General features: G+C 36.3%; 21 protein-coding genes. 9 read left to right on the forward strand and 12 right to left on the reverse strand.

Annotated features, from left to right (window positions below):
* Window positions 1–8 precede the first annotated feature (8 nt).
* On the forward strand, window positions 9–410 hold the full coding sequence (gene ndk / locus BR50_RS02655) for a nucleoside-diphosphate kinase (RefSeq protein ID WP_034545977.1): 402 nt from the start codon (window positions 9–11) through the stop codon (window positions 408–410).
* A 380-nt stretch (window positions 411–790) separates the two neighbouring features.
* Here ndk and BR50_RS02660 read toward each other — a convergent pair whose 3' ends face one another.
* From BR50_RS02660 to BR50_RS02675, 4 genes are all read right to left on the reverse strand, one after another.
* Window positions 791–1,816 carry a LacI family DNA-binding transcriptional regulator gene (locus BR50_RS02660; protein ID WP_034545979.1) on the reverse strand — a complete coding sequence of 342 codons (1,026 nt, stop codon included), beginning with the start codon at window positions 1,814–1,816 and terminating at the stop codon, window positions 791–793.
* A gap of 77 nt (window positions 1,817–1,893) precedes the next feature.
* A complete protein-coding gene (locus BR50_RS02665) occupies window positions 1,894–2,895 on the reverse strand; it encodes an aldose epimerase family protein (protein WP_034545982.1) in 1,002 nt (333 codons plus the stop codon).
* Window positions 2,882–3,553 carry a beta-phosphoglucomutase gene (gene pgmB / locus BR50_RS02670; RefSeq protein ID WP_034545985.1) on the reverse strand — a complete coding sequence of 224 codons (672 nt, stop codon included), beginning with the start codon at window positions 3,551–3,553 and terminating at the stop codon, window positions 2,882–2,884. Before pgmB ends, BR50_RS02665 begins: the two co-directional genes overlap by 14 nt.
* A gap of 15 nt (window positions 3,554–3,568) precedes the next feature.
* Window positions 3,569–5,860: a glycoside hydrolase family 65 protein gene (locus BR50_RS02675; RefSeq protein ID WP_034545987.1), complete on the reverse strand. Its 2,292-nt coding sequence runs from the start codon at window positions 5,858–5,860 to the stop codon at window positions 3,569–3,571.
* A gap of 311 nt (window positions 5,861–6,171) precedes the next feature.
* On the opposite strand from BR50_RS02675, the gene BR50_RS02680 reads away from it, so the two are divergent.
* The 4 genes from BR50_RS02680 to BR50_RS02695 all read left to right on the forward strand — a co-directional run bounded on the left by BR50_RS02680 (window position 6,172) and on the right by BR50_RS02695 (window position 11,184).
* Window positions 6,172–7,833 (forward strand): PTS transporter subunit IIBC, encoded by a 1,662-nt coding sequence (locus BR50_RS02680; protein ID WP_034545989.1) that lies wholly within the window; start codon window positions 6,172–6,174, stop codon window positions 7,831–7,833.
* 3 nt (window positions 7,834–7,836) lie between these two features.
* Window positions 7,837–8,673 (forward strand): endonuclease/exonuclease/phosphatase family protein, encoded by an 837-nt coding sequence (locus BR50_RS02685; RefSeq protein ID WP_034545991.1) that lies wholly within the window; start codon window positions 7,837–7,839, stop codon window positions 8,671–8,673.
* Between the two features lie 228 nt (window positions 8,674–8,901).
* Window positions 8,902–9,417, forward strand: a complete 516-nt coding sequence (locus BR50_RS02690) for a GrpB family protein (protein ID WP_034545993.1) — start codon at window positions 8,902–8,904, stop codon at window positions 9,415–9,417.
* Window positions 9,418–9,597: 180 nt separating this feature from the next.
* A complete protein-coding gene (locus tag BR50_RS02695; RefSeq protein ID WP_034545996.1) occupies window positions 9,598–11,184 on the forward strand; it encodes a Mur ligase family protein in 1,587 nt (528 codons plus the stop codon).
* A 97-nt stretch (window positions 11,185–11,281) separates the two neighbouring features.
* On the opposite strand, the gene BR50_RS02700 is transcribed toward BR50_RS02695, so the two are convergent.
* Window positions 11,282–12,607: an IS3 family transposase gene (locus tag BR50_RS02700; protein ID WP_034545653.1), complete on the reverse strand. Its 1,326-nt coding sequence runs from the start codon at window positions 12,605–12,607 to the stop codon at window positions 11,282–11,284.
* A gap of 421 nt (window positions 12,608–13,028) precedes the next feature.
* Window positions 13,029–13,415 (reverse strand): DUF302 domain-containing protein, encoded by a 387-nt coding sequence (locus tag BR50_RS02705; protein ID WP_034545998.1) that lies wholly within the window; start codon window positions 13,413–13,415, stop codon window positions 13,029–13,031.
* 287 nt (window positions 13,416–13,702) lie between these two features.
* Here BR50_RS02705 and BR50_RS02710 point away from each other — a divergent pair, with 287 nt between their 5' ends.
* Both BR50_RS02710 and BR50_RS02715 read left to right on the forward strand, forming a co-directional pair.
* Window positions 13,703–14,245, forward strand: coding sequence for a GNAT family N-acetyltransferase (locus BR50_RS02710; protein WP_034546001.1), 543 nt, complete (start codon window positions 13,703–13,705; stop codon window positions 14,243–14,245).
* Between the two features lie 81 nt (window positions 14,246–14,326).
* Entirely contained in the window at window positions 14,327–14,653 is a 327-nt protein-coding gene (locus BR50_RS02715; RefSeq protein WP_034546002.1) for a hypothetical protein, read from the forward strand.
* A gap of 233 nt (window positions 14,654–14,886) precedes the next feature.
* Here BR50_RS02715 and BR50_RS02720 read toward each other — a convergent pair whose 3' ends face one another.
* The 4 genes from BR50_RS02720 to BR50_RS02735 all read right to left on the reverse strand — a co-directional run bounded on the left by BR50_RS02720 (window position 14,887) and on the right by BR50_RS02735 (window position 18,698).
* On the reverse strand, window positions 14,887–15,129 hold the full coding sequence (locus BR50_RS02720; RefSeq protein WP_034546004.1) for a P-loop NTPase family protein: 243 nt from the start codon (window positions 15,127–15,129) through the stop codon (window positions 14,887–14,889).
* Window positions 15,130–15,158: 29 nt separating this feature from the next.
* Entirely contained in the window at window positions 15,159–15,488 is a 330-nt protein-coding gene (locus BR50_RS02725) for a hypothetical protein (RefSeq protein ID WP_034546007.1), read from the reverse strand.
* A gap of 216 nt (window positions 15,489–15,704) precedes the next feature.
* A complete protein-coding gene (locus BR50_RS02730; protein WP_034546009.1) occupies window positions 15,705–17,243 on the reverse strand; it encodes an ATP-binding cassette domain-containing protein in 1,539 nt (512 codons plus the stop codon).
* Window positions 17,244–17,660: 417 nt separating this feature from the next.
* A complete protein-coding gene (locus BR50_RS02735) occupies window positions 17,661–18,698 on the reverse strand; it encodes a DUF6933 domain-containing protein (RefSeq protein WP_034546011.1) in 1,038 nt (345 codons plus the stop codon).
* A 138-nt stretch (window positions 18,699–18,836) separates the two neighbouring features.
* On the opposite strand from BR50_RS02735, the gene BR50_RS02740 reads away from it, so the two are divergent.
* On the forward strand, window positions 18,837–19,337 hold the full coding sequence (locus tag BR50_RS02740; RefSeq protein ID WP_034546013.1) for an AAA family ATPase: 501 nt from the start codon (window positions 18,837–18,839) through the stop codon (window positions 19,335–19,337).
* Window positions 19,338–19,650: 313 nt separating this feature from the next.
* Entirely contained in the window at window positions 19,651–20,385 is a 735-nt protein-coding gene (locus tag BR50_RS02745; RefSeq protein WP_051905718.1) for a hypothetical protein, read from the forward strand.
* Between the two features lie 59 nt (window positions 20,386–20,444).
* Here BR50_RS02745 and guaA read toward each other — a convergent pair whose 3' ends face one another.
* The gene (guaA, locus tag BR50_RS02750) at window positions 20,445–21,995 is read right to left on the reverse strand and encodes a glutamine-hydrolyzing GMP synthase (RefSeq protein WP_034546016.1); all 1,551 of its coding nucleotides are present in this window, start codon (window positions 21,993–21,995) and stop codon (window positions 20,445–20,447) included.
* A gap of 103 nt (window positions 21,996–22,098) precedes the next feature.
* The gene (gene coaA, locus BR50_RS02755; RefSeq protein ID WP_034546020.1) at window positions 22,099–23,022 is read right to left on the reverse strand and encodes a type I pantothenate kinase; all 924 of its coding nucleotides are present in this window, start codon (window positions 23,020–23,022) and stop codon (window positions 22,099–22,101) included.
* Window positions 23,023–23,100 lie beyond the last annotated feature (78 nt).

Here is a 23,100-nt window from a genome sequence, read left to right on the forward strand (position 1 = left end):
GATTGGAAATGACAGAAAAAACGCTTGTATTGATCAAGCCAGACGCGGTAGAAAGAAACCTAATTGGGAGCATTTTAGTAGAATATGAAAGAAATGGTTTGAAAGTTCTTGATATGAAATTAATCAACGCTTCTACAGAAATGGCAGAACAACATTATGCAGAACATAGTGGGAAACCGTTTTTCAACCGCTTAGTTTCTTATCTTACAAGAAGTCCATTGGTTGCTCTTGTTTTAAAAGGTGAAAATGCCATCAGTCGCGTTCGGGCATTGAATGGAACAACAGATCCTGAAGATTCCCAAGACAATACGATTCGTGCTCTGTATGGTCTTAGTATGGCTGAAAATACTGTTCACGCTTCTGATTCACTTGAAAGTGCTACTAGAGAACGTTCGATTTGGTTTAGCTAAAAGTTATGCTACATTAAAATACCTACCAAAATTAGCTTGGTAGGTATTTTAAGTTATGTGACAAGTAGTGTTACTTTTTTTAAGCTCTAGTTCAAACAGTATGGGTGATTCAAAAAAAATTTCTTCTGGAATGGACGAGTTTGCTCGTGAAACCATGGCACCGCTTGAAGCCTAAAGAGAAGTCTTCCAGCTTTCAAGCTTCAAACACACCGTAATCGCTGAAGCGCCAACGTTGTGTAATTCTCATTGAATCCTTAACATGGTTACAAGCAGCTCTATTCCGCCAGAAATTTGGATAAGTAATTGGATCAAAGCTATTAACATTAAAAAATTATCGACCAAAAAGGACATTCTTTAGATAAGAATGTCCTTTTTTGGTTTTATTCTGTTCTACTTTTGCACGAATCTCGTTCAATGATCTTGTGCGGCAAGATAACTTTCATTGCTATTGTTTGTCTGCCTTCGATAAATTCAACCAATTTCTCCACTACTTGACTGCTCAAATAATCAATATGGACGTCGATCGAAGTTAACGCTGGTTGGATCATTTCAGCAAAAATAGAATTATTGAAACTAATAATCGAAACATCATTTGGCACCGATAATCCAATATCTTTCAAAAAATTACTTAGACTCATAGCTACTATATCATCACTCGCTACTACTGCTGTGGGATGTTCCTCAGCAAGAAATAATGCTGCCAATCGCTGTTTATACTCTGTTCCTTTAAAGGCTTCTGCGATAACATAAGTTGGATCAATGGCTATATTCGCTGCCGTCAGAGCCTGTTGGTAGCCCGATAAACGTTCAGCTGTAACCATTTCATCCATGTCGTTACAAATATAGGCAATCTTTTGATGATTTAACCCAATCACATAATTTGTTGCATCTTTTCCGGCTAATTGGTTATCGTTATCGACATATAAGATTTCATTTTCATGCTGATAAGGTTTTCCAATAATGGCATAATTCAATTTCTCCTGATACAAATAGTCGATCACTTGATCTTCTTTTTTAGAATATAAGACGATAAAACCGTCTGCTCGACCACCTTTTGCCATCATTCGAATACTCTCTAATAATTCTTCTTCTGTTGTCCCTGAAGCAATAGCCACCATGTATTTTTTTTCATTACAGGTCTTACTGATACCGCGAATCATTTCTAAAAAGAAAGGATTTTGGAAGACTAACCCGTCCGATACAGGCAAAACAATTCCAATCGTCTGGGTGTTTTGATTCACTAATCCTCGTGCTGCCAAATTAGGTTGATACCCAAGTTCTTTCATTATCAAACGAACTTTTTTCTTCGTTTTTTCGCTAATACTTGAATGATCTTGAATCGTTCGAGAAACGGTTGAGGTCGCCACACCTGCTTTTTTTGCAACATCTTTAATCGTGATCGCCATCTGCCCACTCCCTCAACCTGTATTGTTTTTGTTTCTTTCTCTTATCATAAGTTAGAAATTAACGATTAGCAAGACTGTCAAGCAGAAAAATGATAGGTTGTTTGTGAAAAGTATTGCTCTCCTGGTTTTAAAACGATTGATTGGAAATGAGGATGATGAACAGCGTCCGGCAACTCTTGCGTTTCGAGAGCAATTCCTAAGTGACTGCACATTTTTTTGCCCATCACTATGTATTCTTCATCCATTCCGGTTGTCGAAAAAACGACGACTGCTTCTCTAGTCGTACGAATCGCCACTTGTCGACCACTTTCTGGTTCATTTAACAACACGTTTCCAGTGGTTAATTTAAAAGGTGTGTCATAGCCAGTAGGTTGTTTTGCTAATGCTTCGCTTATGAAAATAGAATTTCGGAAATCGTAAGGTGTTCCATCAACTGGGATCAACCTTCCCGTCGGGCATTTATCAGCTCCAACTTCAGCATAAACAGCGCTGGCAATTTGCAATTTATGGTTTAAAATAGTCCGTTTGGCTGACCCGCTCAAGTTGAAATACGTATGGTTCGTCGGATTGAACAATGTTGTTGCATCCGTCTCTGCTCGAATATCCATAGTCCAAACGGCCTTTTCAGTCCATCGATAAACCACTTTTACCGTTAAGTTTCCTGGATACCCGTTGTCTCCAGCTGGACTTTTATGGGTAAAGATAATATCGATAAAATCGGCAGCTTCATTTACTTCAGTGTCCCATATAATTTGACTGAAATTGGCCCGACCACCATGAATATGGTGCGGCCCTTCATTTTGAGTCAATTTATAGGTTTCCCATGTTCCGTTTTTGATTCGTCCGGCTACTCGTCCAACTAACGCACCAAAGTAGGGCGAATCCTCAATGTACTCTTCAAGAGTATCAAAGCCCAACACCACATTTTCACAGTTTCCGTTTTTATCAGGTACTTCAATACCGGACACGATCGCTCCGTAATTTAAGCACTTAAAAACAGCACCTTGTGTAGTGGTCAGTTGGTATTCTGTTATCTCTTGATCGGCTATCCAACCGAATCGCTTTTTAGTAAACTTCAACAGACTCTGCCCAAACAGCGGTCAATAAATCTGCAGTCAACTCATTGGTCGAAGCAACAACTTTAGCAGCTGCTCTCAATGTTGTCTTGTCTCCAACAGCTACTGCTGCCATACCAGCACTATTGATCGATTGAACTCCTGCCGCTGCATCTTCGATCCCGATGCACTCTTGAACGGATACATTCAATTGCTTAGCTCCTGTTTCAAAAATTTCTGGGTGAGGCTTTCCTGCAGCTAATTTAGCTGGGTCTACGATCGTATCGAAGAAGTCTTTCAAGCCTAATTTCTCTAAAATATTGGGTCCGTTTTGACTTGCTGAAGCCAACCCCAATAAAATACCTTTAGCTTTTAGGTCAGACAATAAGGTTTTGATTCCAGGCAAGATATCAGCAGCAGACATTTGCTCAATCATTTTTTTGTAGACATCATTTTTCTTAGTTGCTAAGGCCTCTTTTTCTGCATTTGAAAAATTTTCTTCTAAGCCGTCTTTAGCCAAAATCAAAGCTAAAGAATCGGTTCGGCTGACGCCTTTTAATTGTTCATTGAATGCTTCATCTATTTCAATTCCTAATTCGGCACCTAACGCCTTCCATGCTTGGTAATGATAATTGGCTGTGTCTGTCAGGATCCCATCTAAATCAAATAATACAGCTTTCATTTCGTTTCCACCTTCCTATTTCACTACTGCTACTGCTGTTGCAGTAGTTGTTGCACAAGTATATTGATCTTTTAATGAAATAACTTCTTCGTAGACTTTCATTTCTAGCGGTTCACCGGTCACTAATTCAATCGTTGTAGCCGTTTGAGATACATTGATTTTCAATAAGCGTCCTCGATAATTGATATGGAATTCATAATGAGTCCAGTTTGTTGGTAATAATGGTGCAAAAGCCAATGTTTCATTTGCCGTCCGCATACCAGCAAAGCCTTCCACGATCGTTAACCAGCTGCCCGTCATCGATGTAATATGCAGCCCATCTTGCGTATCGTTATTGTAATTGTCTAGATCCAATCGAGCTGAACGGCCATATAGTTCAACAGCCTTATCCATTCGGTGTAGATCTGCTGCTAAAATTGCATGGATACTTGGTGAAAGACTTGATTCATGAACTGTCATTGGTTCATAAAAATCAAAATTACGCTGTTTCTCTTCTTTCGTAAATTCTTCTTTAAAGAAATAAATACCTTGCAAGACATCGGCTTGTTTGATGAAAGGCGAACGCAAGATTTTATCCCACGACCAATTCTGACTCAATGGCAGATCACTTGGAGCTAATTCAGTAACTGGACGCAAATCTTTATCCATAAAGGTATCGTGTTGGATGAATACGCCTTTTTCAGCGTCATACGGATAATACATTTTTGCAATGATTGCTTTCCATTCATTTAATTCCGCTTCCGTTACAGTCAACGCGTCTTTTTTGTTTGGAGCTTTTTCTAAAGCCGCCAACGTATAGTTCAATGTCCAAATTGCCATCGTATTTGTATACCAGTTGTTGTTAACATTATTTTCATATTCATTCGGACCTGTGACACCGTGCATCATATATTGGTCTTTTCCTTGGTTATAGTGGATACGATCTGCCCAGAAACGGCTGATTCCCACTAAAACATCTAATCCTTTATCCACTAAGTAACTTTCATCACCGGTATAATTCGTGTAATTGTAAATAGCATAAGCCATTGCCCCATTACGGTGGATTTCTTCAAATGTGATCTCCCATTCATTGTGGCATTCAACACCAGTGAATGTCACCATTGGATAAAGTGCTCCTTTTAATCCTTGTTGGCGCGCATTGTGTTCAGCTTGAGGTAATTGATTGTGTCGATAAGTCAGTAAATTTTTAGCCACTTTTTGATCAGCCAAAGCTAAGTACAATGGAACGGCGTACGCTTCTGTATCCCAGTATGTTGCTCCACCGTATTTTTCACCCGTAAAGCCTTTTGGTCCAATATTTAAACGCTCATCTTCACCATAATAAGTTGAGAATAGTTGAAATAAATTGTAGCGGATCCCTTGTTGCGCAGCACTATCGCCTCCGATGACCACATCGGCTTTCGCCCAACGTTCTTTCCATAATTCAGCATGTTGTTTTCTTAATTCTGCAAAAGAGAAAGGGATTAAGTCAACACTCAATGCTTGGCTGCGTGTTCCTACTTCTTCTTTTGAACTGTCTCGCGAAGTTGTTAAAATAACCAACTTTTCAATAGATGCTTGTTCTCCTACAGCTAGTTTCCCAGCAAACTCTTCATTGACCCGCATATCTGATACAGTATCACAGATTTTTTCAACGCCGACAGTGCGGTTTAACATCGTAGCAGCTACTGTAAATTGTTCAATTCCAAAATCATTTGGTTTTGTTTCAACCATCAATGTGTCTTTGACTGCCATTACTGGAAGCCAGAATTTTTCTTCATAATTTGAATCTTCATTCGTAACATTACTGTCTAGACCTGGAACAAAACGTATGTCAACGGCTTCATTCAGACTAGTCACATTCATCCGAATCGCACATAATTCTTTTTGAGCTATACTAACAAAACGTTCAACCTCAACCTGCACTTGCTTCTCATTCTTCTCAACGATATACCGGCGCGATAAGATCCCCGTCTGCATGTCTAACTCCATTTCAAATTCACGAATGGTATCGGTATACAAATCTACTGGCTCTCCATCTATAAATAAATCCAATTGGATAAAGTTCATCGAATTGATTACTTTACCGAAGTAATCAGGGTAACCGTTTTTCCACCAGCCAACACGCGTTTTATCCGGATACCATACACCTGCTAAATAACTGCCTTGATGGTGATCGCCTGAATAGCGTTCTTCAAAATTCCCTCGCATACCCATATATCCATTTCCAATACTGGTCAAGCTTTCTTGCAATCGTCTTTGTTTTTTATCTAATGTTTGTGTTGTGATTTTCCATTCGTCTAATTCAAATAATCGTTTATTCCCCATTTTTCTTCCTCCTCGACCTGCTTGATCCATATATTTTAAACTGTACAGCAGACTTTTTAATGTTCTACCGCAATCATAAACGCAAACGATTGCGTTGTCAATTTCATTTAAAGGAAAATCCTATTTCTATTTACTATAACGTACTATAGATGAAACTTTCTAAAATGCCTTTGCAGTGAGATATCCTGTTACCGGTAACAACATTCTAATTTCGTTCACTTCTCTAGAAATCGCTTGCAAGTTATATTTTTAGTGGTTATAATCAAAGCAATCGTTTGCATTGATTATACTATTTGAGGAGATGAACAAAAATGAAGAAAATGTTTTCATTTGATTTTTGGCAAAAACTTGGAAAGGCTTTAATGGTCGTTATCGCTGTTATGCCTGCTGCAGGTTTAATGATTAGTATCGGAAAAATGATCGTCATGTTTGGAGGCGATGTTCAATTACTAGCCGTCATAGGAAATGTGATGGAAAGCTTGGGTTGGGGTGTCATTGGGAATCTACACATTCTTTTTGCCGCTGCTATCGGGGGATCCTGGGCTAAAGAACGAGCTGGTGGAGCTTTTGCCGCATTGTTAGCCTTTATTTTAATGAACGTTACTACCGGTGCTATTTTTGGTGTATCAGCAGACATGTTGATTACTGAAGGCGCTACAACTAAAACCTTATTTGGTTCAGAAATTTTAGTCAACGGGTACTTTACATCTGTCCTTGGTGCTCCTGCCTTAAATATGGGTGTTTTCATCGGGATCATTTCAGGTTTTGTTGGAGCGATCGTTTTCAACAAATACTATAACTACCGTAAATTACCAGAAGCTCTTTCCTTCTTTAATGGAAAACGCTTTGTTCCTTTCGTAGTCATCTTGTGGTCTGTGATCGTTTCTATCGGTTTAGCAATTTTTTGGCCAATCGTTCAAACGGGGATCAACAACTTTGGACAATGGATCGCTACATCTGGCGACACAGCTCCTATTCTAGCACCATTCATTTATGGAACATTAGAACGTCTCTTGTTGCCTTTTGGATTGCATCATATGTTGACCATCCCAGTAAACTACACTGCTCTTGGCGGAACTTATACGATCTTGACAGGTGCAAACATTGGCACTCAAGTTTTTGGCCAAGACCCATTGTGGTTAGCTTGGGTAAGTGATTTAGTAAACTTAAAAAATAGTGGCGATACGGCGGCTTATAATGATTTATTAACGTCTATCACTCCTGCTCGTTTCAAGGTTGGGCAAATGATCGGAGCTAGTGGAACACTATTGGGTGTAGCTTTAGCTATGTATCGTCGAACAGATATTGATAAACGCAAAAAATATAAATCTATCTTTTTCTCAGCAGCTATCGCAGTCTTCTTAACAGGTGTTACCGAACCGCTTGAATTTATGTTTATGTTTGCGGCACCTTTATTGTATGTTGTTTATGCCGTGCTTCAAGGATTTTCATTCGCTTTAGCTGATCTTATTCCATTACGTGTTCATTCGTTTGGAAACTTGGAATTTCTAACTCGGATCCCAATGTCCGTCAATGCTGGTCTGATGTGGGATGTCATTAACTTTGTCCTAAGCAGCATTGTTTTCTTTGGACTTGCCTATTTTGTTTCTTATTACTTGATTGGTCGTTTCAGCTTTGCAACACCAGGTCGTTTAGGCAACTATATTGATGAAGCTTCTATTGAAGACACTGATTCGGTTGCTGTTACAACTGGAGAATCTGTTCCCGCAGCAAGTGCACAAGTTCAAAATATCATCGCTCTTTTAGGAGGTCCAACAAACATTTCTGATGTTGATGCTTGTATGACTCGTTTACGGGTTACTGTAAAAGATCCTGCAATCGTCGGTGACGAACCTGCCTGGAAAAAACTAGGCGCTTTAGGATTGATCAAAAAAAATAACGGCATCCAAGCTGTCTATGGTCCGAAAGCTGACGTCTTGAAGTCAGATATCCTGGATGCTTTAGGAGACTAATAGTTGAAATTATTAACTTTAAACACCCACAGTTGGTTAGAAGAACAACCGTATGATAAGTTAGATACGCTTGTCGAAACCATTCTAACTAATCAATTTGACGTAATTGCTTTCCAAGAAATAAATCAATCTATCGATGGATCTGTTCTTGATCTGTCAAATCAGTTCGCTTATCAAGCGGCTGACCCTACTGTCCAAATCAAGCAAAACAATTTTGCTTTTCTTGTACAGCAAAAATTAGAACAAGCAGGCTTAAGATATGTTTGGACTTGGCAGCCAGCTCACATCGGCTACGATATCTATGATGAAGGTTTAGCCTTTTTGAGCCTTCATCCGATCCAAGAAATCAAAACCTTTTATGCTTCCAAAAGCAGAGCGTTTGATAATTATAAAACGCGTCCTGTATTAGGCATTAAAATTGAAGACAGCTGGTACTTCAACCTTCATTTAGGTTGGTGGAATGATGAAGATGATTCTTTTAAAGAGCAATGGGCAGTGTGCTCAGCTTTTTTCAAATCGTTGCTCGGACCAATTTACTTGATGGGTGATTTTAATAATCCAGCACAAACAATCAATGAAGGTTATGAATTAGTGACCAGAGACTGGTTTGATACTTTCCATCTGGCAGAGAAACGGGATAAAGGGTACACCGTCGAAAAAAACATTGACGGTTGGGCTGAAAATAACGAAAAGTTAAGAATCGATTTCATTTTTACAAATCACCCTTCTGAAGTTGATGCCTCACAAGTCTTTTTTAATGGCAAAAACAATCAAATTATTTCTGACCATTATGGTGTCAGTATCACACTTGCAACTGCAGAAGAACGAACCATCGTCTAATATAAAAAAAGAACTCTCGACTCACAATCTTTTTGGATTGCGGATCGAGAGTTCTTTAATAATTCCCCTTTTTTCCGAAAGATAGTTGAATTACCTGTTACTATGTTTTAAACGCCCCTCCTCTTATAAAAGTGATGCATAATTTTCATATGATTTCAGGTATTATATTAGATATTATACTTGCAAATATTTTTCTACTACTTTTTTTAAGAATGGAGAAAAATACTTATGAAAATTGAAGTAGCAGACTATAAAGAAAAATGGCCACAACTATTCAAAGATGAATCTGAAAAAATCAAAGATATTTTTGGTAAAGAATTAACGACTATTCACCATGTTGGCAGTACTCCTGTGCATAACTTAAAAGCTAAACCAATTATTGATATCATGCCAATTGTGAAGCATATTGAAAATGTTGACTCACTCATTATCAATATGACCAAAATTGGCTATGAAGCACTTGGGGAAAACGGCATAGAAGGACGACGCTTTTTCAGGAAAGATGGCGATATTAGAACACACCATATACATGTATTCCAAGGCGACAACAGAAATGAGATCGATCGTCATTTAGCGGTAAGGGCTTACCTTCGAACACATCATGAAGCAAGAGAAAAATATGGAAATTTAAAAGAAGAGCTGGCTATAAAATTCCCCGATGACATTGACTCATATGCAAATGGTAAAGATAAATTTGTTAAAGAACTGGAAAAAAAGGCCTTAATTTGGTATAGAGAACAATAGTGCTTGACAATCAAATCAACTGTGTTTCATAGCATGAGTGGATAGGAATTTATTTTCAGTGAGCAGATGATATGACATTTAGCAGATAAAATGGTAAAATGAGTATCAATAGGTGTAATCTTTCCCAAAAATATGACTTATCAGATTATGCACACAATCACTGGAGGAATAACGATTATTATGAACCTAACTGACTTATTAACATCGGTAGAGATCGACTCTATCCGCCCCAATCAACTTAAAAAAGAATTAGATAACATCGATATTAAAAAAATTGCCTATCACACAAAAGAAGTCGCTGCAGATACATTATTTGTCTGTATTAAAGGTCACCAAACAGATGGACATAACTATGCAAGACATGCTGCAAAGCAAGGTGCAACGGTTATCGTCGTCGAACAATTTATTGAAGGCATGGATGTTCTTCAACTTAAAGTCTCAGATAGTCGTGAAGCCTTGGCTATTTTATCGAGTAATTTTTTTGCTCATCCTTCTAATTCGATGAGCATATTCGGCGTAACTGCTACTAATGGGAAGACGACGATTACATACATGATAGATGAGATCTTCAAGGCCTATCAATTGAAATCTGGTTTAATAGGAACTATCCTAGTTAAAATCGATAAAAAGATTGAAATGAGTAGATTAACTACCCCCGAATCTTATGATTTGCAACAGCATTTTGCAAAAATGAGAGATCATGAAATCACACATGTCTCCTTGGAAGTTTCTTCCTCAGCACTGGAACTTAAACGCGTTCATAATACTGACTTTGACGTTGTAGCCTTCATGAATATCAGTCCAGAACATATCAGACTGCATGAATCATTTGATGCTTACTTTGATGCTAAAGCATCATTGATAAGAAATGCCTCTAAAAAAAGTACCGCTATTTTGAATCTTGATGAACCGCTGCTTATCCCTTTAGAAAAAGAAACAGAGGCTCAAGTTGTTACTTTCGGAATCGAAAATAAGTCTGGTACGATAACCGTCTCAAATATTCAATTTTCTTCGGGCATACCATCATTTACAGTGTCTATTCTAAAACCTTTTAACACCCTAAGTGGAAAAAAAATCGATATAACAAGTTTCGATTTAGAAATGTCGGTTCCAGGCTATCATTCTATCTATAATGCCCTTACAGCGCTTGTTACAGGATTGGTCAATGATATACCAATCGAGGATATCCAGCAAGGAATCAAAAAATTTAGAGGTGTAGAGAGACGATTCCAGATGCTCTATGATAAAGAATTTAAAGTAATAGATGACTTGTTGTTGAATCAAAACAACATTGATTCATGCATGGAGACCATCAGTCATTTAGATTATAATAAGCTGCACCTTGTACATGCAATCAGAGGAAGTAACGGTCCTGCACACAGCACCGAAATTGCAGAGTCTTTAACAGAATGGTTCCATAAAATGAACGTTGCTAAGATCATTCTGACGACGGCGCCATCACATGCCGCCAAAAATGATGAAGTTACAGATGAAGAATTAGCAGCTTTCTTGAAAGTGATGAAACAGAATAACATTGAAGTTGCTTTTTTTAAGGGACTTGAAGATACTCTGAGATTTGGTGTTAAACAATTGAATGTAGATGATATTCTACTGATTTCAGGAGCGCATTCGATGGATCAGGGAGCAAAAAAGACCCTAGAATTATTAAAAGAAATCCATCCTAAAGTAGATCATGAAAGTATTGATCAAGTATTGAAGACCAAACTCATTGGAATGGATCCTTTCAAAGTAGCTGAAAAAATTTAAGAACCATCGAACGTCTAAAGATAAAAGAAAAAGGGTCTGTTTATCAGGAAACTGAATGAAATGGACCCTGTGTCAAGGACATTTTAAAAAAGAGACCTCATGAAACACTCAATAAAAGCTGCTCCCTGTAATGAACAGGGGGCAGTTTTTTCAGATTCCATTGTCCACGTTCATTGTTGTAATAGTCCATATAATCAGTCACAATTGCTCGAAGTTCTTCCAAATTCCCACAATCTTTATACTCTATTTCATCTTTCAAATGTCCAAAGAACGACTCTTGTGGAGCGTTATCCCAACAGTTCCCTCTTCTGGACATGGATTGCCCTAACTGATTATCAGCCAATTTCTTATGGAATTTAGGGCTGGTGTAATGGACTCCCTGATCTGAATGGATAAAGGCATCTTTATGTAGCGTTGTGCTATGGGCACTCATTAATAAATCAACCGTTGTTAATGAAAGATCAAGTTTTAAACTGTCAGACACATAGTGAGCTAGAATTTCTTTCGTTGTTCCATCTTTTACAGTTGATAAATAACCTATAAACCCGCCGGTTCCAGGTAAATAAGTGATATCTGTTAATAAAACTTTATGGGCTATTCCTTGATCAAACTGACGTTTCAACTTGTTCTCAACAGTGCTGTGTTCTTTGGTGGCTTTTGCCATTCTTTTATAGGGGTTTGCTTTACGAATAGGACAGAAGATATTAAATTTCCTCATCAGGCGCTGTACTTTTTTACGATTGACGGTAATGCCCAGAACGTTTAGGAAGTACATTACGATACTTCGAGAACCTTTCTCGTAACCACGGTAGTTATAAGCTTCTTCAATTTGAGTTCTCCAGACTTGATCTTCCTCATCACGTGCATTTCTACTGTCTAAACTTTTAACATAATTGTAGTAACCTGAACGAGAAACACCCAACGCTTTACAGGCATCTATGAGGGTTCCTGTATAGGAACCCTTGGTTTTCATTTCATGGATCCTTGAAAAGATTCTGCTAATCTTTTCGCTGTTTTCTGGCCTCCTTTCGCTCCATTCTGATTTTTTTAACAAGTCATTTTCTTGTCCTAATAATAGGATTTTGGCCTGTAACTTTTCAATTTGTTGTTCAAGTGTTAATGGTGTTTTTCGAGGTCTGCCTGAACAATCTTGTCGTGTATCTTTCAATGCCAAAACACCATTATCACGGTATCTTTTTCGCCATTTACCAGCGAATGATCTTATCCTACTTTTACCAATCATTTCCGGATCAAATCCAGCTTCAATAAATAGTTGCTTAGCCGTTTTTGAACCCAATGATTCTGAAACAAAGTAGCGTTTAAACTCATCGGAATAAGTAATACTTTTCTCCGATACATTTTTAACGTATGGGTTTGCTTTTAAAATTTGAATTTGTTCTGGTGTAAATGTTAATTTTGACATTTATCCGCTCCTTTCTGCACGAAGTGCAAGTATTAACCTATTCTTCTTTATATCAGTATACAAAAATAGACCCTATAGAGAGCACCTTTTTTTGGTGTCCATTCTATAGGGTCCATTTTAGATGAACGGACTCTTCTTTTTGTTATATACATATTGTTTAAAAAAGGTGTTGGTGTTCTAAAAAGATTTCTTCTGGAATAACGGGTTTGCTTGTGGAGAGCCATGGAAGCGCCTGAAGCCTAAAAGGAAGTTGTCATGGTTGGTTGCTGCTTTAGCAGCTTGCAAACATGATACACTTGGGCGTTATTTGCCCTCAGTGCTTCAGTTTAGGCTACAAGCAAATCCTATTCCGTCAGAAATTTAAAGTAACTTTTTATTGATTTCCCTACTCCCTTTAGTTGCAACATCCAACTAAAGATGATTAGATGGATGCTGTGATAGCTTTTTTCAAAGCCATTTCAACACTTTTAGCAACTTCATCTAATTCTGATTCGTCAAATAAACTAATAAGTTTTTCGGGGCTTGTCATTCCCATATAAGTCTTATTACCTTCTGTTCTCACTACCATTTTACACGGCAATACATATCCTATATGAATGTTTTTTTCTAATACTTCTTTCGCCTGTTTTGGATTACATACCTCTAAGACAACAAAATCATCCTTTAACTCTAGTCCTTTTTCAGCAAGCTTATCCTTAAAATTTAATTGCCATAATATTCCAAAACTATTTTCTTTTAAATTTTCTTCTAATGATTGAATAGCTTCTTCTAAGTTTTTATCTGTTCTCTTCTCATAAACAATGTCCATTTTCTTACCTCCTGAAATTTGTATTAAAATATAAACTGACTGTTCTACTATGCATGTTACAACCCATTCTTTAATGGGTATCTTAACAATATCAGTTTTTTTTTTTTTGTAAAGTCAAACGATTCTTAATAAAGATACACAAGTTTATACCTAACTATGCTACTTTAATTTTTATGACATTATTGTATTTAAAGAAATATGAACCATTCAAGTGTATAATAAAATTATTAAATATCGGTAGTTTTATATATAATTAGTCTATTAATATCTTTTGAGGGGGAATAAATGTGGAATTTTATATTAGACCAATTAATAGTGGAGATGGCAAAGGTTTAAATGATTTAAGACGTATGCCAGGAGTATTTGAAAATATTTTAGGGATACCTTCAGAGAGAATACAACAAAATGAAGATTTTGTTGTTAATATGGACGCTAACCAACACCAGTTTGTCGCTATTTCAAAACTTCCTAACAATGAAGAAATAATTGTAGGAACTGCTGGGTTATCTGTAAATGGTAGTCATCGTACGCGACATAGTGGAAGCATAGGCATAATGATCCATAAAGATTATCAAAATCAAGGTGTTGGTACTGCTTTAATAGCTGCACTTATAGACGTAGCAGACAACTGGTTAATGCTTGTTAGACTTGAACTTACTGTATTTGAAGACAACAAGAGCGCTATCCATTTGTATGAAAAATTTGGTTTTGAAAAAGAAGGACTTAAACGGCTTGCAGCAATAAGAAAAGGAAAATATGAAAATGAATATTTAATGGCGAGAATAAATGTTATTATTTGTCCCCCCTTTGATCAGCTGAGCAATACCTAATTCTTTAATCTTAGGTTATAATAGGGATCAAAAATATTTTTATAAGCAGCTACATAATAAAGATATGAAAAGGAGATTATTATGCTGAATTCATTTGATTACGGCTGGCTTAATTGGGGTAGCTTAGTTCTTGGATCGATTGCTTGGATCATCCCTATTTTTAATATTATGCGGCATAAAAAAATTGGGAATAGCAATTCTCTCATGATTTTATTCAGTATGGGAGCTTGTGCAATAGCTTTATGGTTTCAAATTTCTTATAACAATTATTTAGTTGAAATAAATGATCTATCTGCAATTATGGATACGATAGGTACTTTAAACTGGGTCACAGCGGTACTTCTTGTTGTAACCATTACTTTGAATATCATAAGCATTGCTTCAAATAGAAATGTACTATCAAATTAATTCTCTTCTTTCAAATAAGATTTACTCTTGGCTGAGAATTGTTATGTACTGATTTTACTATGGTAATAGTGTTTTTTATAAGTCTACAAACTCATTCAAATTTATTAAATAGAAAAGACCGCAAAAAGATTAGATTTTACTCTAACCTTTTTGCGGTCATTATTAAAATGATTTTTTATTCTCTTTTAGCTACTGAAATTTTTTTAAACTAACAAGGTTTTATACCCATTGATTTATGGGATTTCATGTATTTCAGTTTGGTAGATATCTTTGATTCTTTTTTCCATTTCTAGCTGACCGTTTTCTCTAAGCTTATCGTATCGGTTTATTTCATTATTAAAAAGAACCACATCAGCGTTAATCATATTTTCATCATAGGCTATCTGTTCATTTTTTTCTACCTCGAACACATCAGCGTAAAAATCTACTACCTCATAAACATTTACATCAATACTCATACCTGTTTCTATTGACATTTAACTCACTCCCTTAACGGTGCTGTTTATCAGTATTCTTCATAATATAAGTCTTCTTTAGAATCATCATCTGCATTTGGGAAAACATATAATAAATAACAATTTTTTCCGTCAACTTTTATTTCGTCTTTTTGATTCATTTTATCGGCTTTATTTCCAGCTATTTTGTACAAGCCTGTTCCATAAATAAAAACATCTTCATCGATATAGATCCTTTGATCTTCTGGAACGATCGTAACGACAGTGCCGTCATCTGCAATAGCAGTGTTGCTTTCTTCTGAAGAGTTATTCCCGTCGTTTTGACATCCAAAAAGTAATGAACTTGAACACACTAAAAGTATAGAGATATTTTTTTTCATAAAAATCCCCCTCTTTTTTTATACTCATTAAAACGCTCTCACTCACAGTATACACGTTTAGCTGTTGTAATAAAAAGAAGAAAGGATCCATGTGCGAACATTTGAAATACAATCACTACCTAACAATGTAAAAACGCCTAAATAAAGCTAGCAACGGTAAACAATTACAACCACTTAAACCACAAATTTCACAGCAGCCAGTTTGCTTATAAAAGGCTACTCCATCTCTATTCTAATAAACCCATCCTTTTTCAATTCAAATACCTGGTCACAGACTTCTTTTAAAAACATCCGATCATGCGAAATAGTAATAATTGAACCTGCAAAATTTTTAAATAATGTTCTAAGTTCTGGCTGAGATAGCGGTGAAAAATTTCGTGTAGGCTCATCTAATAGCAATACGTTCTGTCCTGCTAAATCTATTTTTAACAACAATAATTTGGCTTGTTGCCCTCCTGAGAGTGATTGGATCGGGTGATGCATTTCATCAGTCGTAAACCTCATGCTTCCTAAATAAGTCATCACTTGCGTTCGTTCCTCACTATCTCCTGTCTCACTAAGGAATTCAACCGGCGTTTCATCCATATGCAAATAATCAGCATAGTTTTGCGGCATGTACCCAGCTGCAATATCTGTGCGTTGGCTTAATTCTGTCCACAATTGTTTTAATAGTGTACTTTTGCCTATTCCATTTTGTCCGATGATTCCTATTTTTTGAGGAGTTCTGACCAACAATTTTAGTGAGTGGGCTAAAATCTCATCCCCCAGTTTCACACTCTCATCTTCCAAATGGAGAATCGGTTTATTTGCAGGCAGTGGTTTAGTGTTTGAAAATTTCACTAAGATAGCATCTGCTTTTAGTGGAATATCTTCGAAATTTTCTTTTTCGCGCTCAAACCGTTTCCCCATCGATTTTACTGCATGCATTTTCTTTTTGAGTAAGCGTGCTCCAGATGGATCTTGTCTTGAAATAGCCCCTTGTGCATGGTGTACACTGCTCTCAACTTGCCGGTATTTTTCCATTTGTTTTTGGTGCTCTTCACGCTGTTTGTTGCCAACTTGAGACTGGTGTTCATATCGAGCTTCTTTTTGTTCGATGTATGCTTTATACGGTAAATTAGATACTGTGGCAACTGGGAGCGTCTTATGCTGTAACAGCTCTATCTGAATGACCTTAGTTGCCGTAGCTGTAAGCAAAGCTTCGTCATGCGAGATAAAAATGATTGTTAGTGGTGTAGTTTTGATAAAGTGCTCTAGCCATTTGACCGTATCAAGATCCAAGTCGTTGGAAGGCTCATCAAGTAATAGCAAATCAGGATCTGTCGAAAGTGCTTTTAGGAGTTGGACTTTTATTTTTTCACCACCGGATAGACTGCCTACCTGTTGTGAGCTTGTTAATCGGTCCGCATCAAATCCCAATTGACCCACTAATTGATAAAGTTTTTGGTAATCAATATCCATAACATCTTCTTGACCGAAGAAATACTGATCAACCGTGCATTCCATATATTTTTGCGGCAAAGATTGTGGCAAATAAACGGTGCGGCTGAACTGGTTGATCAATTCTCCTTCCGCTTGAATGTAAGATTCAATACTTTTATCTCCTAAGATCCATTTCAATAACGTTGACTTACCATTTCCCTCTTCACCGATGATGGCTACTTTTTCTCCAGGATTGATTGTAAAACTCAAATCCTTAATGATCTCTTTCAAATCCCCTAAATGATGCAAGGTTAAATTTTTCACTTGTAACATACTAATTCCTCCTGTCTACTACATAAAAAATGACCGCCGGCAAGTTTCTGCAGACGGTCCATTAGTTTCAATTAAACAGGTAGAATGATGATGGCCTATTTCTATTAATAGGGCCATACCCGATTCGAAAGTTGTTTAAATGATTTATCTAAAAAACCGTTGCAAAGAAACCTACCTTGATGGCAGAAAAAAATTTCTTCTTCAATTCCGATTTGTTTAGATAGTGTCCATTTAGGCACAACCTTTCGATTTATTAGGTACAGTGTAGCAAATATTGTTAGCGGACGCAATGAATAGCATATAGTTTAATTTGCAGCGAAACATCGCCTCAATACGATGGATACCTTATGCTATATAACTTTGACTAGCTTATATGCGATAAATTCTCTTTTAACTTTTTGCTGTACTTTTTAGCTTTTAAAACCAAGATCCACCATCTTCAGTATAGCCTAAGTACTCGACGCCTTCTTGAACGCCCAATTTGATGGACTCGTTGACTTCAGCGAGGTAATTTTTAGAAATTTCACCCGCTTCGTATAAAAATTGGTAAAGTTTTTTCAAAGATGAGCCACATTGCTTAAGTGATGCACTTGAACTCGCTAAACTTTTCTCTACAAAAAAACTACTAAGAAAATTCCCTGCCGCCTCAGTAGAGTTTAAAGGGGTTGCTTGTTCATACTCTATTAAATAAATATTTAGATAATAATCCAGGTTTTCCATATGGCGTTTTATAGTTTTTTCACTTAGACCTTTTACAGCAATCGTATACTCTTTAAAAGCTGTTAACAATTTTTCATTATTTTTAATTGATGCTTCTATATGTGTCTCCCATTGATACGACGAAAAATTTGAAGTATCTACTTGAGAAAACTTGCTGTAATCCCAGGTCTTTTCAATCAAATACGGCTCCGTTTCAACACTTTCTAACACTTCAAGTGATTTATTTAACGCCTCTCGCAACACTTCTGCACTACTAAAGTACCCTTGTTTAGTCAATTTACTATGAATATAATTACTGAAATAGGTCATCACTTCTCTATTTATCGTCTGATTGATATTTAATCTAAAATCACTTAATTCTTCTGCCACTAAATTGACGCTTCCTAACACTGAACGATTAGAGGTAGTAGTCACTTGGATATCTCCAGCAAGCTTTAAATACTCGTCAATTTTTTCAGATGAGATTCCTGCAATCTCAAAAGCAATCCGAATAGCTTCAGGTATTAACTCTGACAATTGCTTTTTCTTTTGTGCATTAATATCTTGCAGGATAATCGGCGTTAACGTCTGATCATTGAGCAGAATGATCACTTTCTTTCGGTTCACATTGATATAATTCGCATGCCATGAAAATAACGGATTAATTTGTGCAAACTGTTTCCCATATTCTTTATCCTCTATACTTGGTAAGGCTGAAAATAAAGGTTGTGCTTTTTTAGTAGCTCCGATGATCATCTTCTTCCCCCTTTTACTCGTTTATCTATTGATTATAACAATAATTTTATCATCCTACTATTTTTGTTCGTCATAATGTATTTCATTTTATAGTAGTGCTATAATCTTGATAACGATAACGGCAGATGGGAGAAACCAATGAAATCTAAACTAATCATTATAAGAGGTAATTCAGGAAGTGGAAAAACAACGATTGCGCAATTACTGCGAAATCATTTTAAACGTGGACAAGTTATGCTCATCGCACAAGATACCATCAGATTAGACATTTTAAATACAAAAGATTTCGTGGGTAATCCAACTGTTGATTTAGTGAAAATGATTGCTGCATTTGGTAAAGACAAATATGACTATATCATTATTGAAGGTATTTTTAATTCAAAAATATATAAAGACCTCTTTTTAGAATTAGCCGATAGTTTTGAATATCATATTCATGCTTATTACTACGATCTTTCATTTGAAGAAACCGTCTTACGTCACTCTACTAGGGATAAGTCAAAAGATTTTGGACCCGATAGAATGAAGGATTGGTGGCTAGAGAAAGACTACCTCAATCTTGAAAATGAGAAAATACTCGATGGAACACTAAGCCAAGAATATGTACTGAATAAGATACTAAATGATCTATCTATCTGATTTGTTTAAACATCTTCATAAGTACGTTTAATTATAGAAATAAACTCTTAATTGACCTCCTCTTGCTGTTCTTAATAATAAAAGATCGTTAGTTATTAAATAATGATAGCGTTATCTTTTTTTAAGGTTATAATTAAATTAATCGCTATTGTTTATTGATAATGATTGATAACTGTAATATTAAATAAAAAAGCCCTAACTACTGCTTATAACAGTGCTAGAGCCTATATATTAGTATACATACATTATAACATGTTAATTATTATTGTTAAGTGGCCTTTCAATAATAATTACATAATTAGGAGGAGATATTTTGTTTATTGGGATATTTGGTTTTTTAGCTGCTGGTGTTGGGGTTATTTGGTTTATTGCATCTATTTTTACAAAGCAAAGTTTTAAAAAGCCTTTAGTCACAATAGCTGCTGGTTTTGTTATGTTTATAGTTGGAGTTTCTATTGATGACAATAATGATGAACCTACTGAAAAAACTTCTGCAGAATCTAGTCAATCTGTAAAAGATTCTAACGAAGAAGATTCGGCTTCTGTTGCTGAATCGAAGAAAAAAGAAGAAGATAAAAAAGCTAAAGCTGAAGCAATTTTAGCCGAAGAAAAAGCCAAAGCTGAATCAGAATCAATCTTAGCCGAAGAAGAAGCTAAAGCTGAGTCTGAATCCATTGCAGCTGAAGAAGAGGCCGCCGCTAAAGCTGAAGCTGAATTGAATGATCCATCTACTTATAAATCTGACGTTACTTATGAACAGATTGCTCGTACACCAGATGACTATTTACTGGAAAAAGTTAAATTTTCTGGTAAAGTTGTTCAGGTCATGGAAGGTGAAGATACTATTAACCAATTACGTGTTGCTATAAATGATGATTACGATAATATTATGCTAGTTGAATACGAAAAAGACATATTAGATTCTCGTGTACTTGAAGACGACTATATTAATATTTATGGTTTTTCTGCAGGTGTTATCACTTATGAATCAACTATGGGAGGAAATATTACAATTCCAGCTATCTCAGCTAATATGATTGAATACTAAATAAAAATAAAAAAGCTGTCAAAACATTGTGTTATCAATGTTTGACAGCTTTTCGTTTATTATTCCCACTCAATAGTTGAAGGTGGCTTGCTGGTAATGTCATACACGATACGGTTAACGTGTTTCACTTCATTTACGATACGGACAGAGATCTTTTGCAAGATATCCCAAGGGATGCGGGCAAAGTCACTTGTCATACCATCAATAGACGTAACGGCACGAATTCCGATAGTGTAGTCATACGTACGGCCATCTCCCATTACTCCGACGCTGCGGAAACCAGGAAGAACGGTGAAATATTGCCAGATGTCACGGTCAAGACCGGCAGCCGCAATTTCTTCTCTTAGAATAAAGTCGCTGTCGCGGACGATTTCTAGTTTTTCTTCTGTTATTTCACCAATAACGCGAATTCCTAGACCAGGACCTGGGAAAGGTTGACGCCATACAAGGCTTTCAGGCATTCCTAATTGGATTCCTAATTCACGAACTTCGTCTTTAAATAATGTATTTAACGGTTCGATCAATTTGAATTGCATGTCAGCAGGAAGTCCACCGACATTGTGGTGTGATTTGATCATTTGAGCAGTATCTGTTCCACTTTCGATCACATCAGTGTAAAGCGTTCCTTGTGCTAAGAATTCAACACCTTGAAGCTTCGTTGCTTCATCATCAAAGAGATAGACAAATTCATTTCCAATAATCTTACGTTTTTGCTCTGGATCACTGACGCCCTTTAGTTTAGCCATGAAGCGTTCTTTCGCATCGACACGAATAATGTTCAAGCCAAATTTTCCAACTAAGCTTTCCATTACTTGTTCGCTTTCGCCTTTACGCAATAGACCATGGTCAACAAAGATACACGTCAATTGATCGCCGATAGCTTTTTGTAAAAGCACACCTACAACACTTGAGTCTACTCCGCCTGATAATCCAAGCAATACTTTTTTATCGCCGACTGTTTCACGGATTTTTGCTGTTTCTGATTCGATAAAATCAGCAATACTCCAGTTACCTTCACATCCACAGACATCGAAGGTGAAGTTTTTCAGCATTTCATTTCCATGTTCTGAATGACGTACTTCAGGGTGAAATTGAACAGCATGAAAATTCTTTTTCGGGTCATACATTGAAGCAATTGGACAATGTGGACTAGTTGCTGAAACAACAAAACCTGCTGGAACTTGAGTAACTAAATCTCCATGGCTCATCCAAACTGTTTCATTTTCAGCTAGTGAATTGAATAAAGGCGCTTTTTGATCATTGATCGCAATGCTAGCTTTACCATATTCCCTATTTTCACTGCCTTCGACTTTTCCGCCTAATGCAGTTGTCATTAGTTGCATTCCGTAACAAATCCCTAAAATAGGAATACCCATTTTGAAGATCTCAGGATCAACAGAAAAAGAGCCTTCATCATAAACACTCATTGGACCACCAGAAAAAATGATCCCTTTGACATTCATTTTTTTTAATTCTTCAGCTGTTACTTTATGAGAAAGTAATTCAGAGTACACTCCGAATTCACGGATACGTCTTGTAATTAGTTGGTTGTATTGACTTCCAAAATCTAGTACTACCATTTTTTCAACATTTGCTAAATCTGTAACCATTACCACGTAGTCCACCCCATATTATTATTTTGAATCTATTTTTTCATTTTACCGACTAATTGACTATTGGTCAACCATACAGTTGATGTATCCCTTTTCTACTCTAATATTTCTTTAATAAAAGCTGATCGATGTAATGATTCTCTGTCTTATGGATGATCAATTCCGCTCTGTTTTTAGTAGGAGAAATATATTCTTTCAAATTTTTCAAATTCACATTTTCCCATACACCGCGAGCCATTTCAAATGCAGCTTCTCGCTCGCCTTGTGCATAAGAATAATAATAATTTCCCGGTTTCTTAAACGCTGTTTCTAATAATAGGCCAAATCGTTCTAAATACCATTTTTCTATTAATTTTGCTTCAGCATCTACGAAAACAGAAAAATCAAAGAAATCACTGATATAGATTTGTTGATTTGCAGGAAGTTGTAACACATTGATACCTTCCACGATCAATATATCTGGTTGTTCTAACCTATATTCTTCACCTTCAATAATATCGTAATACTCATGAGAATATACTGGTGAAACAACAGATGATTTCCCACTTTTAACATCACCTAAAAAAGAGATCAATCGATTCATATCATAACTCTCTGGAAATCCTTTGCGGTTCATGATCCCTTTTTTCAGCAATGTTTCATTAGGATACAAAAAACCGTCTGTCGTGATCATTTCAACCGATTTTTCTTTGTATACTCTTGAGAGCATGGTTTGTAATAACCGTGCAGTCGTGCTCTTTCCAACAGCCACACTTCCAGCAATGCCGATAATATAAGTTTTTGGAGTTGTTTCATTCTTTAAAAATTTATTTTTTTTAATTTGTAACTGCTCATAATTTTTTAAGTATACATCCAACACATGAACGATTGGTATGTAGATTTCTTCAACATCAGTAATAGAAATCTGGTCGTTTAACCCTTTTAACTCTTCTAATTCTTTTGAAGACAATGGAGCTATACTATCACTGTTTAATTTCTTCCATTCTTCACGTTCAATGATATGAAATGTAGCAGAATCTTTCATATACTTATAAGACCTCCGAGTTCCTAGACTTCCGAACTATTGTACCAAATTTACTTCTCTTTTTATAGTTTTTCTTCT

It is taken from the genome of Carnobacterium alterfunditum DSM 5972 (genome assembly GCF_000744115.1).
Classification (GTDB): domain Bacteria; phylum Bacillota; class Bacilli; order Lactobacillales; family Carnobacteriaceae; genus Carnobacterium_B; species Carnobacterium_B alterfunditum.

What these genes read in the sequence shown, in the direction of transcription:
- BR50_RS02730 (WP_034546009.1), bottom strand. Translation starts at nt 17,243, where the DNA reads ATGTTACAAGTGAAAAATTTAACCTTGCATCATTTAGGGGATTTGAAA.
- BR50_RS02740 (WP_034546013.1), top strand. Translation starts at nt 18,837, where the DNA reads ATGAAATCTAAACTAATCATTATAAGAGGTAATTCAGGAAGTGGAAAA.
- pgmB (WP_034545985.1), bottom strand. Translation starts at nt 3,553, where the DNA reads ATGAAAGCTGTATTATTTGATTTAGATGGGATCCTGACAGACACAGCC.
- BR50_RS02720 (WP_034546004.1), bottom strand. Translation starts at nt 15,129, where the DNA reads ATGTCAATAGAAACAGGTATGAGTATTGATGTAAATGTTTATGAGGTA.
- BR50_RS02715 (WP_034546002.1), top strand. Translation starts at nt 14,327, where the DNA reads ATGCTGAATTCATTTGATTACGGCTGGCTTAATTGGGGTAGCTTAGTT.
- BR50_RS02695 (WP_034545996.1), top strand. Translation starts at nt 9,598, where the DNA reads ATGAACCTAACTGACTTATTAACATCGGTAGAGATCGACTCTATCCGC.
- BR50_RS02735 (WP_034546011.1), bottom strand. Translation starts at nt 18,698, where the DNA reads ATGATCATCGGAGCTACTAAAAAAGCACAACCTTTATTTTCAGCCTTA.
- BR50_RS02705 (WP_034545998.1), bottom strand. Translation starts at nt 13,415, where the DNA reads ATGGACATTGTTTATGAGAAGAGAACAGATAAAAACTTAGAAGAAGCT.
- BR50_RS02675 (WP_034545987.1), bottom strand. Translation starts at nt 5,860, where the DNA reads ATGGGGAATAAACGATTATTTGAATTAGACGAATGGAAAATCACAACA.
- BR50_RS02660 (WP_034545979.1), bottom strand. Translation starts at nt 1,816, where the DNA reads ATGGCGATCACGATTAAAGATGTTGCAAAAAAAGCAGGTGTGGCGACC.
- BR50_RS02690 (WP_034545993.1), top strand. Translation starts at nt 8,902, where the DNA reads ATGAAAATTGAAGTAGCAGACTATAAAGAAAAATGGCCACAACTATTC.
- BR50_RS02700 (WP_034545653.1), bottom strand. Translation starts at nt 12,607, where the DNA reads ATGTCAAAATTAACATTTACACCAGAACAAATTCAAATTTTAAAAGCA.
- coaA (WP_034546020.1), bottom strand. Translation starts at nt 23,022, where the DNA reads ATGAAAGATTCTGCTACATTTCATATCATTGAACGTGAAGAATGGAAG.
- BR50_RS02680 (WP_034545989.1), top strand. Translation starts at nt 6,172, where the DNA reads ATGAAGAAAATGTTTTCATTTGATTTTTGGCAAAAACTTGGAAAGGCT.
- guaA (WP_034546016.1), bottom strand. Translation starts at nt 21,995, where the DNA reads ATGGTTACAGATTTAGCAAATGTTGAAAAAATGGTAGTACTAGATTTT.
- BR50_RS02725 (WP_034546007.1), bottom strand. Translation starts at nt 15,488, where the DNA reads ATGAAAAAAAATATCTCTATACTTTTAGTGTGTTCAAGTTCATTACTT.
- ndk (WP_034545977.1), top strand. Translation starts at nt 9, where the DNA reads ATGACAGAAAAAACGCTTGTATTGATCAAGCCAGACGCGGTAGAAAGA.